At 67.7% G+C, this 16,509-nt stretch carries 13 protein-coding genes; 8 read left to right on the top strand and 5 right to left on the bottom strand.

All coding sequences use genetic code 11. The annotated features are described in order from the left end of the window. The first annotated feature begins 41 nt into the window (after nt 1-41). From GLO27_RS11525 to GLO27_RS11505, 5 genes are all read left to right on the top strand, one after another. Nucleotides 42-1,121, top strand: a complete 1,080-nt coding sequence (locus GLO27_RS11525) for an extracellular solute-binding protein (protein WP_167254981.1) — start codon at nt 42-44, stop codon at nt 1,119-1,121. Continuing rightward, complete coding sequence (locus GLO27_RS11520) at nt 1,118-1,945, top strand: ABC transporter permease (protein ID WP_021201407.1); 828 nt, start codon at nt 1,118-1,120, stop codon at nt 1,943-1,945. Before GLO27_RS11525 ends, GLO27_RS11520 begins: the two co-directional genes overlap by 4 nt. Before the next feature lie 2 nt (nt 1,946-1,947). Further along, a complete protein-coding gene (locus tag GLO27_RS11515; RefSeq protein WP_029268117.1) occupies nt 1,948-2,748 on the top strand; it encodes an ABC transporter permease in 801 nt (266 codons plus the stop codon). Then, a complete protein-coding gene (locus GLO27_RS11510) occupies nt 2,748-3,791 on the top strand; it encodes an ABC transporter ATP-binding protein (RefSeq protein ID WP_167254979.1) in 1,044 nt (347 codons plus the stop codon). The genes GLO27_RS11515 and GLO27_RS11510 overlap by 1 nt, the downstream gene beginning before the upstream one ends. A gap of 67 nt (nt 3,792-3,858) precedes the next feature. Continuing rightward, entirely contained in the window at nt 3,859-5,625 is a 1,767-nt protein-coding gene (locus tag GLO27_RS11505) for an alkaline phosphatase family protein (protein ID WP_167254977.1), read from the top strand. A gap of 21 nt (nt 5,626-5,646) precedes the next feature. Here the strand turns inward: GLO27_RS11505 and GLO27_RS11500 are convergent, their stop codons facing one another. From GLO27_RS11500 to GLO27_RS11480, 5 genes are all read right to left on the bottom strand, one after another. Beyond that, nucleotides 5,647-7,590 carry a carboxypeptidase regulatory-like domain-containing protein gene (locus tag GLO27_RS11500; RefSeq protein ID WP_167254975.1) on the bottom strand — a complete coding sequence of 648 codons (1,944 nt, stop codon included), beginning with the start codon at nt 7,588-7,590 and terminating at the stop codon, nt 5,647-5,649. 50 nt (nt 7,591-7,640) lie between these two features. Further along, nucleotides 7,641-8,063, bottom strand: a complete 423-nt coding sequence (locus GLO27_RS11495; RefSeq protein WP_021201402.1) for a GNAT family acetyltransferase — start codon at nt 8,061-8,063, stop codon at nt 7,641-7,643. Nucleotides 8,064-8,099: 36 nt separating this feature from the next. Then, entirely contained in the window at nt 8,100-8,750 is a 651-nt protein-coding gene (locus GLO27_RS11490; RefSeq protein ID WP_021201401.1) for a dihydrofolate reductase family protein, read from the bottom strand. Nucleotides 8,751-8,849: 99 nt separating this feature from the next. Further along, nucleotides 8,850-9,905 carry an LLM class flavin-dependent oxidoreductase gene (locus GLO27_RS11485; protein ID WP_167254973.1) on the bottom strand — a complete coding sequence of 352 codons (1,056 nt, stop codon included), beginning with the start codon at nt 9,903-9,905 and terminating at the stop codon, nt 8,850-8,852. A gap of 28 nt (nt 9,906-9,933) precedes the next feature. Next, nucleotides 9,934-11,433 (bottom strand): methyltransferase, encoded by a 1,500-nt coding sequence (locus tag GLO27_RS11480; RefSeq protein ID WP_167254971.1) that lies wholly within the window; start codon nt 11,431-11,433, stop codon nt 9,934-9,936. 106 nt (nt 11,434-11,539) lie between these two features. Here GLO27_RS11480 and GLO27_RS11475 point away from each other — a divergent pair, with 106 nt between their 5' ends. The 3 genes from GLO27_RS11475 (at nt 11,540) to trxB (ending at nt 16,495) form a co-directional block, all read left to right on the top strand. Next, entirely contained in the window at nt 11,540-13,786 is a 2,247-nt protein-coding gene (locus GLO27_RS11475; protein ID WP_243844828.1) for a DUF6049 family protein, read from the top strand. Beyond that, on the top strand, nt 13,779-15,395 hold the full coding sequence (murJ, locus tag GLO27_RS11470) for a murein biosynthesis integral membrane protein MurJ (protein ID WP_029259459.1): 1,617 nt from the start codon (nt 13,779-13,781) through the stop codon (nt 15,393-15,395). The genes GLO27_RS11475 and murJ overlap by 8 nt, the downstream gene beginning before the upstream one ends. 119 nt (nt 15,396-15,514) lie before the next feature. Beyond that, a complete protein-coding gene (trxB, locus tag GLO27_RS11465) occupies nt 15,515-16,495 on the top strand; it encodes a thioredoxin-disulfide reductase (protein WP_021201396.1) in 981 nt (326 codons plus the stop codon). The last annotated feature ends 14 nt before the right edge of the window (nt 16,496-16,509 follow it).

The raw sequence follows: 16,509 nt of genomic DNA, 5'->3' as shown, positions 1-16,509 counted from the left end.
GGCGTCTACTCAGTGCTGGACCCATCCCGAAGGAGCAGTGCATGAATACCCGAAGAATCCTCACCACCGGAGCGCTCGTCGCCACCGGAGCCCTCGTCCTCGCCGGCTGTGCTGCCGGTGACGACAGCGCATCGTCCGGCGACAAGGAGTTCGCCGGCGAGACCATCGTCGTCACGTCGTTCGGCGGCGACTGGGAGAAGGCCTTCATCGAGGCCGTCGTCGATCCCTTCGAGGAGGAGACCGGGGCGAAGGTCGAGCTGATCACGCTGTACAGCGCCGACGCCCTCGCGCAGGTCACCGCCCAGAAGGCGAGCCCGCAGATCGACGTCGTGCATTTCTCCGGAGGGCAGGAGTTCACCGCGGCCGCAGACGGTCTCATCGCGCCGATCGCCGCCGACGAACTCTCCGAGACCGGCGACCTGATCGACCTGGCCACGGCCGGACTCGAACGGGGCGAAGGCCCAGTCATCCAGCTCGCGCCGATCGGGCTCGTGTACAACACCGAGGCGGATGCGCCGGCACCCACCTCGTGGTTGGATCTGTTCGACGAGGCCTACGCAGGGCACGTCGCCCTCACGGACTTCTCGAACACGTACGGCGTGCTCTCGATGCTCCGGGTCGCCGACGCGCTCGGTGGTGGCATCGACGACCCGTCGCAGGCGATCAGCGATCTCGGGGCCCTGGCTTCCTCGGGCGACGCGATCGTCGTCCCGACCTCGCCCGATCTGCAGACCGCCTTCGCCCAGCGCGACACGTGGCTCGCACCGTACGCGATGGACTACGCCGGCACGCTGCAGGACGCCGGCCTTCCGGTAGAGTTCATCGTCCCGGAAGAAGGCGTCACCGCCTCCCTCATCACGGCGAACGTGGTCGAGGGCCGGGACAACCCCGACCTCGCGAAGCTCTTCATCGATTTCGAACTGCGCCCCGAAGCACAGGCCGTCTTCGCGGAGAACATGCGGTACTCGCCGGTCAACACCAAGACCGAGCTCTCCGACGAGGCTGCGGACGCGGTGCTGACGGGTGACGAGCTCGAGACGGTCGTCGTCTACGCTCCGGACGATGTCGCGGCTTCGCGACCGGCCTGGACCGATGAGTGGAATGCGCTGATCACCAAATGAGTGTGCGAACCCGTAGGGAGCCCTGGCTCCTGCTCCTGCCGGCGATCGTGCTGCTCGCGCTCGCCTTCATCACCCCGGTGGCTGGCATGCTCCTCATGAGCGTGCAATCGTCGGCAGGCGGGTTCACCCTCGACAACTTCACCCGGTTGTTCACGAGTGAGTATCACCTCCAGGCGGCGCTGCGCTCGCTCCGCCTGGGGGTGATCCAGACGGTGATCACCCTGCTCATCGCCATCCCGCTGTCCTACGTGATGGCGCGCGCCGGATCCAAGGTGCGCTCGTTCCTGCTGATCGTCGTGATCCTCCCGCTCATGACGAGCGTCGTCGTCCGCACGTTCGGGTGGGTGGTCCTGATGGGACCGTCAGGGCTCCTCATGAAGATCCCCGGTGCCGAGTTCCTCGTGAGCGGCACCCAAGGCTTCCTCGGAACCGAGACCGGTGTCGTGATCGCGATGGTGCAGGTTCTCCTCCCGTTCGCGGTGCTGAGCATCCTCGGCGTGATCTCGGGCATCCGGCCGCAACTGGAGGAGGCCGCACGTACCCTCGGCGCCGGATTCTGGCGCACACTGTGGCACGTCGTCCTCCCCCTCGCGATCCCCGGCATCGTCGCCGGAGCCTCGCTCGTCTTCGTCCTGTCGGTGAGCTCGTTCATCACCCCGCGCTTCATCGGCGGCGCGCAGATCCCGGTGTTCGCGCAGACGATCTACATCGATGCGACCACCAACCTCGACTGGTCGTTCGCGGCCGCGCAGGCCGTGCTGCTGTTCGCCGGGGTCATGCTCGTGCTCGCAGCGACGTCCCGACTCGGGAAGCAGAAGGTGTGACCATGGTCCGTTCCGTTCCGATCCTCGGCAGGGTCCTCGCCATCGTCCTCGGCGTCGTGGTGACGCTCTACATGCTCGTGCCGCTCATGGTCGTCGCCGGAGCCTCGATCGGCGAGAACCGCTTCCTGACCTTTCCCGGTCAGGGCTTCACGTTCGAGTGGTACGTCGAGGCGCTCACCTCCGACACGTATCTCGAGCCGTTTCGGCTGAGTCTGCTGGTCGGCATCACGGTCGCGATCGTCGCCGCAGCCATCGGCACCGCAGCCGCTCTCGCCCTCACCCGCTTCAAGGTCCCCGGCGGTGCCGCCATCCAGGGGCTGCTGATGTCGCCGCTGACGATCCCCACGATCATCCTCGCCATCGGCGCACTGTCCATCTCCTCACTCACGATCGGGTCGCCGAATGTGGGTGTCCTGATCGCGATCCACGTCGTGATCGCGATCCCCTATGTCATGCGCACCGTCACAGGTGTCATGACCAGGGCCGACCACTTCACGGAAGAGGCGGCACGCACCCTGGGCGCCAGCACCTGGAACCGCTACCGCCTGGTGGTGCTCCCCATCGCCCGCCCCGGCATCGCCGCCGGCGCGTTCTTCGCCTTCAACATCTCGTTCGACGATGCGGTCATCGCCCTCTTCCTGCGTACTCCGCAGCTCGAGACCCTGCCCATCGCCATCTACGGCCAGCTGGAGTTCAGCACGTCGCCCACCGTGGCCGCCGTCTCGACTCTCATGGTCCTGCTCACCGTCGTCCTCATGATCGTGCTCGAACGCATCATCGGCCTGGGAAGGTTGTTCGTCTGATGACAACACTCACCATCACTGCTCTCACCAAGGACTTCAAAGGGACGAAGGTGCTCAAGGGCATCGACATCTCGATGCGTTCGGGGGAGTTCGTCTCCTTGCTCGGGCCCTCGGGGTGCGGCAAGACCACGCTCCTGCGCTGCATCGCGGGCCTCGAGTCGCCCAGCGGCGGCACGATCGAGATCGCAGGCCAGGATGTGACCGGGCTCCCGCCCGAGAAGCGCCACCTCGGCATGATGTTCCAGAGCTATGCGCTGTTCCCGCACATGAGCGTCGTCGAGAACGTGCGCTTCGGTCTGCGCATGTCGGGCGAGAAGACCAAGGCCGAGCAGAAGGAACTCGCCGTCCGTGCGCTCGAGCGCGTGCAGATGGGCCACCTGGCCGATCGGATGCCGGCGCAGCTGTCGGGCGGACAACAGCAGCGCGTCGCCCTGGCCCGTGCCATCGCGTTCGAGCCGCGCGTACTGCTGCTCGACGAGCCGCTGTCGAACCTCGACGCCCGCCTACGGGAGGACATGCAGGTCGAGCTGAAGGAACTGCACCGCACGCTCGGCCTGACCACCGTGTTCGTCACCCACGACCAGGAGGAGGCGATGAGCCTCTCGGACCGCATCGTCCTCATGAACGCGGGTGTGATCGAGCAGGAGGGCGCACCGGCCGAGCTCTACGGAGCACCGCGCACTCCCTTCGCCGCCGACTTCATCGGTGCCGCGAACCTGCTGCCTGCGACCCGTTCCGGCGCCGTGGCGACATTGGATGGCACCACGATCCAGGTGCCGATGACCGGCGCGGGCCCCGATGGCGCCGGCGAGGTGGTGCTCCGCCAGGAGGATCTGCGGCTCTCCCCGACGATCGGAGGCGACGCTCCGGTACGTGTCGAGGTCGTCACCCATGTCTACCGAGGCGCCGACGTCGTCTACATCGTCGAGCTCGCGGGAAAGCGGATGCGCGTCGTGCGTCCGCGGCACGAGGCGCCGATCCCCGAGGGTGCGGCCGGTCTCGGCTGGCGAGAGGGTGCCGTGCTCTGGATCGCCGCGGCCTGACGAACAGATCCGCTCCTCGTCGGAGGGCGCCCTCCGACGAGGAGCGGCACCGTCGTAGGATCGCGGCATGGCCGACGAAGATTCCCCCTCCCCCGACGCCCCCCGCGATGCCTCCCGCCGAGGCTTCTTCAAGGTGGGCGGCGCCGCCCTCGCCGGCGCGGTGGTCGGCGGTGTCGGCGGCGCGGCCATCGGAGCCTCCATCGCCGGTAACGGTCGCGACGGTTTCGCGGCGGATCCCGATCCGTTCGCCGCCCTCACGCCGCGCAGCGAACCCGGTTTCGATCACCTCGTCGTCGTGATGGGCGAGAACCGCTCCTTCGACAACCTGCTCGGGTACCTGTACTCGAAGGAGAACCTCCCGGCGGGCGAGACGTTCGAGGGTCTGGAATTCGGCTCCTACAGCAACACCGCCTCCGACGGCACGGTCGTCGACGCGCACGTGTACGAGGGCGACACCGACCGGATCATGAGTCTTCCCGACCCGGACCCGGGCGAGGAGTACCCGCACGTCAACACGCAGATCTTCGGCACGGTCAATCCTCCGACGAACGCCGACCTCTTCGTCGACGAGATGACCGCGCCCTTCAACGCCCCGACGCGCGGCGAGAAGGCCACGATGTCGGGTTTCCTCGAGGACTACATCATCAACTTCCGACGCCTGCGCAAGGGTGTGGATCCCCGGCCCGACGAAGCCGCGCACATCATGGGCTCGTTCTCTCCCGAGATGCTGCCGGTGCTGTCGACGCTCGCCTCGGAATTCGCGGTGTTCGACCACTGGTACGCCGGAGTGCCCTCGCAGACCTTCTGCAACCGTTCGTTCTTCCATGCCTCCACGTCTCACGGTTTCGTGACCAACCAGGCCGGAGGCGGCTACCGGAAGTGGTTGGATGCGCCGGCAGCGCCCACGGTGTTCAACCGGCTCGAAGACAAGAAGGTGAGCTGGAAGATCTACATCGACAAGCTCCAGCTCGTCTCGTTCACCGGCATGCTGCATGCGGCGGTGCTGGAGAAGTACTGGCGCACCGATCATTTCGGAACGATGGAGGACTTCTACGCCGAGGCGAAGGACGGCAGGCTCCCCGCATACGCCTTCATCGAGCCGCGGATGGTTTACGACCACAACGACTTCCACCCTCCTTTCGGTTCCCCCCGCGAGAGCGAGGTCGACGGTGAGGCCGTGTTCGACAGTGCGATCTCTGACGTGCGTGCCGGAGACCGCCTCATCCACGACATCTACGAGGCGGTGCGCACGAGCGCTTCCGCGAAGGGCTCCAACGCCGTCAACACCCTGCTGCTCATCACCTTCGACGAGCACGGCGGGTGCTACGACCACGTGCCGCCACCCGCCGTGACGAAGCCGACGCCCGAGACCGGCCCGGGTGAGATGGGCTTCACCTTCGATCGGCTCGGGTGCCGGGTGCCGGCCATCGCCGTCTCGGCCTATACCAAGCGCGGCAGCATCATCCATGACGAGATGCATCACGGATCCGTGACCGCGACCCTCTCTCGCCTGCACGGCCTGACGCCCCTCAACGACCGGGATGAGTCGGCGAACACGCTCCTGAACGTCGTCAACCTCGACAAGCCGCGGCATCCGTCCGACTGGCCGGTGACCACCCCGGCCTACACGCCGCCCAACCCGGAGGACACGGCACCACAGCCCGGAGAGAAGGATCAGCTGAAGCCTCTCACGCCGCCCGCACGCGGTCTGCTCGGCCTACTCCTCGCGCGATACGGCAAGCCCGGTGAGCAGGAGCCGGAGACCTTCGCCGACGCGTACAAGCTGCTGCACGAGCACGGCGAGGAGCTGTTCGGTCCGCCGAGCGGCAGTTGACCGCGACTCGCGGCCACCGGGCTACTGCCGCCCTGAGCGCCGGCGGGAGACGATCAGGAGAGTCGCGCCGAGGATGATCACGACCGCACCGCCCGCCGCCCAGGCGAGCGTCTCGGGTCCGAGTCCGGTTGCAGGCAGTCGTCCGCTGCCGCTGCTGTTCCCGTTTCCGGTCGAAGGACCGGGCGACGGCGATGGTGGGCCGACGACCGCCGCGAGAGTGAAGTCCTGCCCCTCGATGGACTCGCCGGCAGCGGAGATCACGACGGTGCGGGTCGCCGCGCCGACCACACTGCTGCCGTTCGGCGTGCGCACGCTCAGCTCGTAGGTTCCAGGAGCGAGGCTGCCGAGACCGTAGGTGCCGTCGGCGCCAGTCGTGTACTGCTGGGGACCCCCGGGTCCATTCACGTCGATCACCACACCCCCGATGGGAGTGCCGCCGTCGGTGCGCACCGTGCCGTCGATGGCCCCCAACCGCGCCAGGTCGAAGTCCACACCCGTGACGTCCGTTCCCGCGACTGGTGCGGTGCGGCTGACAGGAGATGTGGCGATATACCCCTCGGGCGTCGTCATCGTCACCGTGTAGCTGCCGGCGGGCAGGCGCGGGAACGCATATCCGCCGTCCGCTCCGGTCACGGCCGTGAGCGTGTCCCCACCCTGCAGCACAGCGGTGACCGTGACGCCGGGCACCCCGCTTCCATTCCACCGTACGGCGCCGCTCAGACTCGGATCCGCCTTGATGACGAAGTCGGCGAGGGTGATCAGATCCTCGTTGTCTGCGGGAACCACGAACCCCGGCGGGGCGCTGACGACGGTGTATCCGGTCGGACGGGCGATGCTCGCTTCCTGCGGCCCGTCCAGGACCATGTCGAACAGATACCGTCCATCAGCGTCGGTCATCATGGTCTGTCCGCCGATCGTGACCGCGATACCCGCCATCGGGTTGCCGTCCACGTCGACAACCAGACCGGTGACGGGCGAGGGGATGATGTCTCGCACCGTGAAGTCGACCCCCTCGGCGTTGCCGCCGCTGAGGTTGACCGGGGTCGTGGTCTGTCCGACCGCGATCTTGTCCTCGGGTGGCGTCACGCTCACGCGGTATCCGTCGGTGGCGATGAAACCGGGGAACGAATAGGTGCCGTCCGATGCAGTGGTCGTCCTGTCGACGATCGAGCCGTTGCCGTCTGTCAGCGTCAGGGCGACACCGCCCAGAGGACCGGTGACCGCGTCTGTGACGGTGCCTCGGATGTCGTTCGCTGCCGAGACGAACCAGGTCTGGTAGACGGGAAGACCGGCCCGGCGGGTGAAGATGAAGCTGAGGGAGCGGATGGGGGTCGAGGGCTCGAACCAGGCCGCGGAGCCGTTGGTGTCGGCGGCCGCGGGGTTTCCGGTCAGGGTGAGGGTCGTGGCATCCCACGCCGGGACGTCGTCCGCCGCACCGTTGCACGCCGGCTTTCCGGCGACACCCGGGGCGCAGTAGTTGAAGCGGTCTCGGAGGCCGAGCTCGGCGGCACTCAGCACGTGCCCGTCGGGCGCGACGGCGTGGATGCGCACGCTGTCGGAGTCGATGTCGCCGAGCGCGAAGGCCCATCCCGAGGTCGGAGTGGGTGCGGCGAATGAGTAGGTCGTCGTCGAGGGACTCATCGCGTTGTCGGCTTTGGGCCGCAGATTCAGGTACGGCTGGTCCCTGCTCGATCCGTACTTCGCCCCGATGGGTGTGCCCTCGGACAGCCAGATCGACGTCCCGGAGATGACCCCGACCTGCCCGGCGCGAGAGTCGCTGGTCATGGTGGCGGTGAGCGCAGGATCGGGCGCCACCTGCACCGTCGTCGTGTAGGCACCGCTCGTGCCGGCGAGCGGGCCCCACGTAGCCCACGACGTCACCGCCGCCGCGGCAGGAAGGGCGCCGACGAGCACGGCGATGAGGACGATCGATCCGGCGATGATCCCGTTGCGGCGAAAACGCATGGCGTCAGCGTACTGATATACCGGATCGCTGAGAAGTGGATTCCTCCCGACTACACGTCGGCGATGAGCCTCTTGCCCAGGTCGACCGTGTCGTCGATCTCGTAGCCGAGGCGTCGGTAGAACTCGACGACCTGGGCGTTCCCCGACCGCACCTGCAGGTTCACCTTGGGGCAGCCCAGCTCGCGCAGACCGGCCTCGACGTGGGCGACGAGTGCCCTGCCCACCCCGAGCCCTCGTGCATCGAGATGCGTGGCGAGATAGTTCATCCACCCGCGATGTCCGTCGTAGCCGGCCATGACCGAACCGAGGATCCGCCCTGTCTCGTCCTCCGCCACCACGAAGAGATGCGGCTGCACAGTCGCCTTGCGGGCGATGTCCTGAAGCGGGTCGTTCCACGGTCTCGTGAGACCTGCGGTCTCCCACAGGGCCACGACGGCATCGGTGTCTTCGGGCTGGAACGGTCGGATGCGCACCGGTCCAGCTTTCCAGATCGACCCCGCCTGCCCGGGTCAGCCCTCGCGGGAGAACGTGATGTGCGTGACACCGGACTCGGCGACCTCCGAGGTCACGCGGTAGCCCGACTCGAACCCGCGCAGGTCGTCCCACAGGCGGATCCCGCTGCCGATCAGGATCGGCGTGATCCCCACATGCAGGTCGTCGACGAGTCCGGCGCGAAGATACTCGCGCACGGTCGTCGCCCCGCCTCCGACGCGCACGTCGCGTCCATCCGCAGCGGCGACCGCCTTCCGGAGCGCCTCCTCGGGCTCGGCAGACAGGAAGTGGAAGCTCGTGCCGTTGGCGAACTCGATTGACGGACGCGGAGTGTGCGTGAGCACGAACACCGGAGCCTGGAACGGCGGCTCCTCTCCCCACCACCCGCGCCAGTCGGGGTCGTCCGGGTTCGCGTGGAGCCCGAACATCCCGGCCCCCATGATCTCGGCGCCGATGTTCTCGAAGTAGTGCGAGGCGTACTTCTCGTCCACGCCGGTGGTGCCCGCCCCGCTGGTGTCATGGAAGACGCGTTCGTGGAACGTGCGGGTTGCCGTATATGCCGCCGTCAACCGCCCCCAGTCCTCGCCGAACGGGTTCTCGGGAGTCTGATCCGTCGTCGTGGCGAAGCCGTCGAGCGAGATGTTGAGATCGACGCGAACACGGGTCATGACTGCCTCCGGAACTGCACGGGGTGACGACGCGTCCATCGACGCGCCGTCACCCAGCGTCAGCGTTCAGCGACGCCTTGTCAAGGACGAGGGTAGTGTTCAGACGGCGTCGCCCTGAACGGGCCCTTCCGTGTTCGGCTTCCATCCGAGTGCAGGTGCCACATGCTTCGCGAACGACTCCAACACGTGCAGGTTGTACTCCGGCCCGAGCTGGTTCGGGATCGTCAGCATCAGGGTGTCAGCGGCCATCACCGCCTCGTCCTGCTTCAGCTGTTCGATCAGCACGTCGGGCTCCGCCGCATAGGTCTTGCCGAACGTGGAACGGAACCCGTCGATGATGCCGATCTGGTCGGCGTTCTCCTCGCTCCGAAGGCCGAAGTAGGCCCGGTCCATGTCGGACACCAGCGGGAACACGCTGCGACTGACCGAGACGCGCGGGGTGCCGGTGTGACCGGCCTCCTTGTACGCCGAGCGGAAGAGGTCGATCTGCTCACGCTGCAACTCGTGGAACGGCTGCCCTGTGGCCTCGGTGACGAGCGTCGAGCTCATCATGTTCAGGCCCTTGCGACCCGTCTCGATCGCGGTGGGACGCGAACCCGATCCCCACCAGATGTGATCGCGAAGCGTCGGCGACTGCGGCTCGATCGCGAGGTAGCGTCCGGCGCCCACCATGCGGGGATCACCGGGGGCGATTCCCTCGCCGTCGATCGCGCGCAGGAACAGGTCGAACTTCTCCCGGGCGATGACGCTCCCGCGCTCGGTGTCCTCCTCATCGACGTAGCCGAAGGTCTCATAGCCGCGCAGAGCCGTCTCGGGTGAACCGCGGCTCACCCCGAGCGCGATGCGTCCGTCGGAGATCAGATCCAGCGCAGCCGCTTCTTCCGCGAACTGGAACGGGTTCTCGTAGCGCATGTCGATCACCCCGGTGCCGACCTCGATGCGCTTCGTGCGCGCGACCATGGCCGTCAACAGCGGCATCGGCGAAGCCGCCTGACGCGCCCAATGGTGCACACGCACGTATGCGCCGTTCACACCGATCTCGTCTGCGCCCTCGGCGATCGCGATGGTCTGCTTCAGCATGTCCCCCGCGGTGCGGGTCGCTGAGCCGGGCACATCCGCATAGTGCCCGAAGGAGAGGAATCCGAAAGCCTTCATGATCTATTCCAACGCATGGAAACGCCGTCTATTCCCCCGGTACCAGGATGCCGTCGAGCACGAGTGACCGGATGCGGGGCTCGATCTCGGCCCACAGATCCGGGAGCGGAACCTCGAAGAGGTCGGCCAGCGCCGAGACGATCTGCACCACGGTGAGCTCGCCGTCGCACGCGCCCACGAACCCGGCGAGCGCGGGATCCACGTTCACCGTCCGGGCGAAGCCGCCGCCCTGTCGCAGCTCGATGACGCTCGGGTCGTCGTTGCCCGGAAGCAGGTGCCGGGCCTCGGTGACATCGGGTGCCGTCACCAGCGTTGCAGGAAGCCCGTCGGCGAGGGCGTCGTGCGCGGCCAGCCCGGTACCGAGAGCGGCACCGACGTTGGAGACCGGCTGGGCGATGCGCTCCGTACGGCGAAGCGGAGGCGTCGATCCTCGCCGCATCAGTACGTACCCGAATCCGACCGACGTCACGCCTCGCGCGGCGAAGTCGTCGAGCCAGGCGGTCAGCAGCGGGGTGAATGCAGGGTCGCGGGGTGTGGTGCCGCCGTCACGGATCCACAACTCCGCGTAGCCGAGCGGCGACAGCTCCTCGCGTTCGATCACCCAGAGGTCGATGTCGCTCGGCATCCACGCGTCGAGACGTGCGAGGCCCGTGATCCCGGCCCGCGACTCCCAATTGCCGAGCAGCTGGGCGATGCCGTGCTGCGTCAGATACGCGGGTGCGCTCCGCACGAACTGCTCGACGAGCGCGTCTCCCACCAGTCCGCCGTCGCGGTATTCGTACGCCGGGACGCCGTCCATCCTGGGGGTGATGACGAACGGCGGGTTGGAGACGATCAGGTCGAAGGCCTCGCCCGCGACGGGCTCGAACATGCTGCCGTGTCGGAACTCGATGTTGGCCACGCCGTTGAGGCGGGCGTTGAGTTCCGCGAAGGCCAGGGCGCGCTCCGAGATGTCGGTCGCGATCACGGTGCCGGCCCGACGGGCGACGAGGAGCGCCTGGATCCCGCACCCGGTCCCCAGATCGAGCGCGCGATCGACCTGGATGGGAACGATGGTCTCGGCGAGAGTGCGCGACGCCCCGCCGACCCCGAGCACGTGGTCGAGAGGAAGAGGGCCGTCGAGCGCGACCTCATCGAGGTCGCTGGCGATCCACCACTCCCCGACGCCGTCGGCGTCTACGAACGACTGTGGACGCAGCAGGACGGTCGGGGTCACGGTATCGGCATCGGCTTTCGCGAGTGCGAGCGCCACGAGCCCGTCCACTCCGAGCTGCGGTAATGCGGTGGCGACCGCCACCCGCGGCTGCGGCATGCCGAGCACCAGGAGGCGCCCCAGGGTCGCCAGCACGCCCCCGTCACCGGCGATCGCGCGCAGGATAGGCTCTCTCATCCCGCGGGCGAGGGCATCGTCGGCCTCCTCGCCCCACAGTCGGCGAAGGGGCGCGGAACGCAGGTCGGCGGCGTCGAGATCAGAAGCGAGTGCGGCGACGAGAAGCGGGTCGGTGTGGGGTGCGGGGGTGTCGGACACGGCCGTCACTCTACGCGTCTTCAGGGTTCTCCTTCCCCAGGCCTCCTAGAATCAGGGGGTCAGTACTCACGATCAGCCCTTTTCCGGGCGTTCGAGGAAGACCTTCATGACCGCGATCACCCCCGAGCACGGCTTCCGTGCGCGCCTGCGAAGGCTCGCAGGCGGGACCGCTGTACTCGCGATCGCTTTGGGCGCCTACACGGTCGCCCTCCCGAGCACCGCCATCGCCGCCGGCGGATCCTCCTCAGACGACGAGCAGAGCATCGGGTTCCACGTCTCCGCAGGTCTGCGGGGGCTCGTCGCCCCCGGTTCCGCGACCACGGCGATGATTACGCTGCAGAACGACACGGATTCGAAGCTCTCCGGCGGTCAGGTGCAGGTGGAGCTCAGCAAGACTCCCCTGACGGATGAGGCGTCGGTCACGAGCTGGCTCGACGAGGGTGAGGCTCCTGGCGACTTCGCGACGATCGGTTCCGAGACGACGGCGCCACTCGAGGCCGACACGTCGGCCACGGCGACGGTCTTCGTGCCCGCCGACACCCTCTCCGATCTCACCCCTGGTGTGTACCCGCTGCGCGCAGAGCTCACCGGCGCGAAGACGGCGAGCGCCACCGACGATCGTGCGACAGCCGTCGCGGCCGCCGCCACGAGCGTGCTGGTCGTGGCGGACTCCCAGACGACGCAGGTCGGTGTCCTGGTCCCGGTCACCGCGACGCCGGAGGGTGAGGCGCTGCTCAGTTCCGACGAACTCGCCGCGCTCACCGCGCCGGACGGTGCTCTCACCGCTCAGCTCGACGGTGTCGCGGGAACCACCGCGGTGCTCGCGATCGACCCGTCGATCCTCACGGCCATCCGCGTGCTCGGCTCCTCAGCGCCGCGGTCGGCTCAGGACTGGCTCACCCGTCTCGAAGCTCTGCCCAACGCACGGTTCGCACTGCAGTTCGGTGATGCGGATGCCACCGCTCAGGCACAGGCGGGGCTACCCGCACTCCTGCAGCCGACGACGCTGGCTCCGTTCCTCGATCCCGCGAACTTCCCGCAGGCACCTGCCAGCGTCTCCTCGACGGACGGACCGCGCGCGACGCCGGGCCCGTCCCCCAGCCCGACCAACACGCCGCAGCTTCCTGACGACCAGGAGCTCACGGCCGTCGAGGGTGCCCTTCCTCGAATCCTGTGGCCGGACGACGACCTCGGACCCGACGACCTCTCCTCGTTCACGCGCTACCTCGGCGAGGGCACGACCACGGTCGTCTCCTCGGCAGCGCTCGGCGGACAGAGTGCGGCGCACGCCACGCTCGGCGGAAACGACCTCCTGGTCACAGACACGGGTCTGTCCGAGTCCTTGTCCGAGGTCGCGGCCGAAGCGGACCCGCTCGATCGCCAGCGCCTCCTCGCCGAGGCCGCTGCTCTGCTCCTGCTCGCCGAGGATCGCGTCGCCGGTGCCCCCCTGCTCGTCGGACTCGACCGCGACGAGAATCGCGACGCCGACGCGTTGCGCGACGCGATCTCGGCCGCCGATTCGATCGGATTCGAGCTGTCCGCGCTCCGCGCGACACCGCCGGTCCCGGCCGCCCTCACCTCCCAGGCCGATCCCGCTCGCGCCATCGCGGTCAACGAGCTCCTCGCCGATGAGGGCACTCTCACCGCCTTCTCCTCGATCCTCACCGACCCCCAGGTGCTGCTGAGCCCCGAGCGCATCAGGATCCTCCGCACGCTGGCCGTCGGATCGTCGGCGAAGTCCTTCGCCGACGGTGTCGAGAAGCACCGGAAGCGCACCACGGAGACGCTCGCGGCCGTGAGCATCCCGCCGTCCAGCACCATCCAGCTGCTCACGGCCAACGCCGACCTGCCGATCGCCGTGCGCAACGACCTTCCGTGGCCGGTGACGGTGCAGCTGTTCGTCTCGCCGACCGACCCGCGCCTCGAAGTCACCCCGATGACCGAGACCGTCGTCGAGGCGAACTCGACGAAGCGCGTCAAGGTCCCGGTGTCGGCACGCGTCGGCAGCGGTGAGGTCGACCTGCGGCTCAGCCTCTACAGCCCCACCGGCGTGCAGATCCAGGGTCAGCAGGAGATCCGAGTCGCCGTTCGCGCCGAGTGGGAGACCATCGGTCTGGTCATCTTCGGAGGTCTCGCCGTCCTCCTGATCACCCTCGGTGTGATCCGGACGGTCCGCCGCAAGCGCCACGAGGCTGCTGAGGAGGCCGAGGCGGAGGCCGAGCTCGAGAAACTCGACGAGGTGGCCGCGGAGGCGGAGGTGTCCACGGAAGACGAGGTGGTCGTGGAAGCCGAATCCGATGCTCCTGCACCGACGACTGGAGACAAGACCGGCGACGGGAGACAGATTGAGTAGTCTCGGCCGCGCGAGCGCCATCATCGGCGCCGGCACCCTCGTCTCTCGACTGACCGGCCTGCTCCGCAGCATCGTGCTCGTCGGCGTCCTCGGCTCGGTCGCATCGCAAGCAGCAGACGCGTTCACCTATGCGAACCAGTTGCCGAACAGCGTCTTCTCCCTCATCTCGGTCGGAATCCTCACCGCCGTCATCGTCCCGCAGATCGTGAAGGCGACAGCGGATGCCGACGGCGGCAACGCGTTCATCTCGAAGCTCTTCACCCTCGGCACCGTGGTGCTCGTGGTGGTGACGGGGATCGCGACCGCCGCGGCGCCCTGGCTCGTCCACCTGGTCGCCGGCAAGGCGAACGAGGCCACTCTCGCGCTCGCGACGGCACTCGCATACTGGTGTCTTCCCCAGATCCTCCTCTACGGCCTCTACGCGATGCTCGGCGAGGCTCTCAACGCGCGGAAGATCTTCGGTCCGTTCACCTGGGCGCCCGTCGTCAACAACATCGTGTCGATCGCCGGTTTCCTCGCGCTCGGTGCCCTGTTCGGGCCGGTGTCCACGAAGGCCGCCGACTGGACGCCGCAGATGATCACGCTGCTGGGTGGCACGGCCACTCTCGGCATCGCACTCCAGGCCGTCGTCCTGCTTCTCTTCTGGCGCCGCACGGGTCTCGCATTGAAACCCGACTTCCGCTGGCGGGGTGTCGGACTCGGGAATGTCGGACGGCTGGCGGGCTGGACCTTCCTCATGGCGTTCGCGAGTCTCTCCGCCGGAGTCCTCCAGGGCTACATCGTCAGCGAGGTCGCCGGTTTCGGTGCTTCCGCCACCGTGACGGCGAATGCCTGGCTCATCTTCATGCTCCCGTACTCGGTGATCGTGCTCTCGATCGGCACTCCCTACTTCACGCAGATCAGCGGTCACGCCGCCGCCGGCCGCGACGATGAAGTCCGTGCCGACATCGCGCAGAGCATCCGCACACTGCTCTTCTTCATCGTCGCGGCAACGGCAGCCGTCGCGGCCGCAGCCATCCCTGCTTCTCGGGTGTTCACCGCCTCCGCCGACGACGCCCAGGCAGCCGCCCTGGTGCTGCTCGCCTATCTCGTCGGGCTCATCCCGCTCACGGTCCTGTTCATCGTGCAGCGCACGTTCTACGCGTACGACGACACGCGCACCCCGTTCTGGTTCACGATCTTCCAGTGCGTGCTCATCGTGGTGACGGCGCTCATCGCGTTGGGCATGCGCGAAGCGGGAATCATCCCCCTCACGTCCCTCGCCGCGGCGGTCGCGCTCGGTCAGTCCATCGCGAGCATCCTGCAGACGATCGTCGCCACGTGGCTGCTGCATCGCAAGATCGGCGGCCTGCAGATCCGTTCCTGGATGTCCGCCATCGTTCGCTTCGCGATCGCCGGCGTCCCCGCGGGTCTCGCTGGCTGGGGAGCGTTCGCCCTGCTGGGAGGAACCGCAGGCTGGACGATGGATGACAAGATCCAGGGCGCCCTCGGCACTGCGATCATCGGGCTCGTCGTGGTGATCGTCTACATCGCGATTCTCGCTCTCCTGCGTGCCCCTGAGCTCAAGGCCGGCAGCGCCCTCATCCGTCGCTTCCTGCCCGGTCGCTGATCCCACCCCAAAGGCTTCTCCCAGCGCAGCGGCGCAGACTGTGCGGGGAATGCCTCGCGGCTACCATGGGTTGAAGCATTCGAAGGTCATTCGACTGCAGTTTCTAAGACGGAGAGCACATGCGTCAGGTCATCATCATCGGCTCCGGCCCCGCCGGATTCACGGCTGCCATCTACGCGGCCAGGGCGAACCTCAAGCCGCTGCTCATCGCGAGCTCCGTCGAGGTCGGCGGCGAGCTGATGAACACCACCGAGGTCGAGAACTACCCGGGCTTCCCCGAAGGCATCCAGGGCCCCGAACTCATGGCCAAGTTCCAGGAGCAGGCGGAGAAGTTCGGCACCGAGGTCGTCTACGACGACGTCACCGAGCTGCAGCTCGACGGTCCCGTCAAGAAGGTCATCCTCGGCAGCGGTGCGGAGCACGAGACGCAGTCCCTGATCTACGCGACCGGTTCCGCCTACCGCAAGCTCGGCATCGAAGGTGAAGAGCGCCTCTCGGGCTACGGCGTCTCCTGGTGTGCCACGTGCGACGGGTTCTTCTTCCGCGAGAAGACGATCGCGGTCGTCGGAGGCGGCGATTCCGCGATGGAAGAGGCCACGTTCCTCACCCGTTTCGCCGACAAGGTCTACGTCATCCACCGCAAGGACACCCTGCGAGCGTCGAAGATCATGCAGGAGCGCGCCTTCGCGAACGAGAAGATCGAGTTCGTCTGGAACAGTGAGGTCGCCGAGGTGCTCGGTGGTGACTCCGTGACCGGCGTGCAGCTGCGCTCGACCGTTGACGGCACCCTCAGCGACCTCCCGCTCGACGGACTCTTCATCGCCATCGGCAACGACCCGCGCACGCACCTCGTGCACGACAAGCTCGAGCTGACGTCGGAAGGCACCATCTGGGTCGACGGCCGTTCGTCGAAGACCTCGGTTCCCGGAGTCTTCGCTGCCGGCGACGTCATCGACCCCACCTATCGTCAGGCCATCACGGCTGCCGGCACGGGGACGGTCGCCGCTCTCGACGCGGAGCACTTCCTCGCAGACTTCGAAGACGCCTCCGTCGAGGTCCCGGCAGCCGAGGCCGCTGAGATCCTCACCGCCTCGGCATAGCCCGGGAACACTTT

The sequence above is a fragment of the Microbacterium sp. Be9 genome (genome assembly GCF_011754135.1).
GTDB lineage: Bacteria > Actinomycetota > Actinomycetes > Actinomycetales > Microbacteriaceae > Microbacterium > Microbacterium maritypicum_A.
Note: the sequence above shows the minus strand (reverse complement) of the source record. Positions and strands in the feature narration are given on the sequence as shown.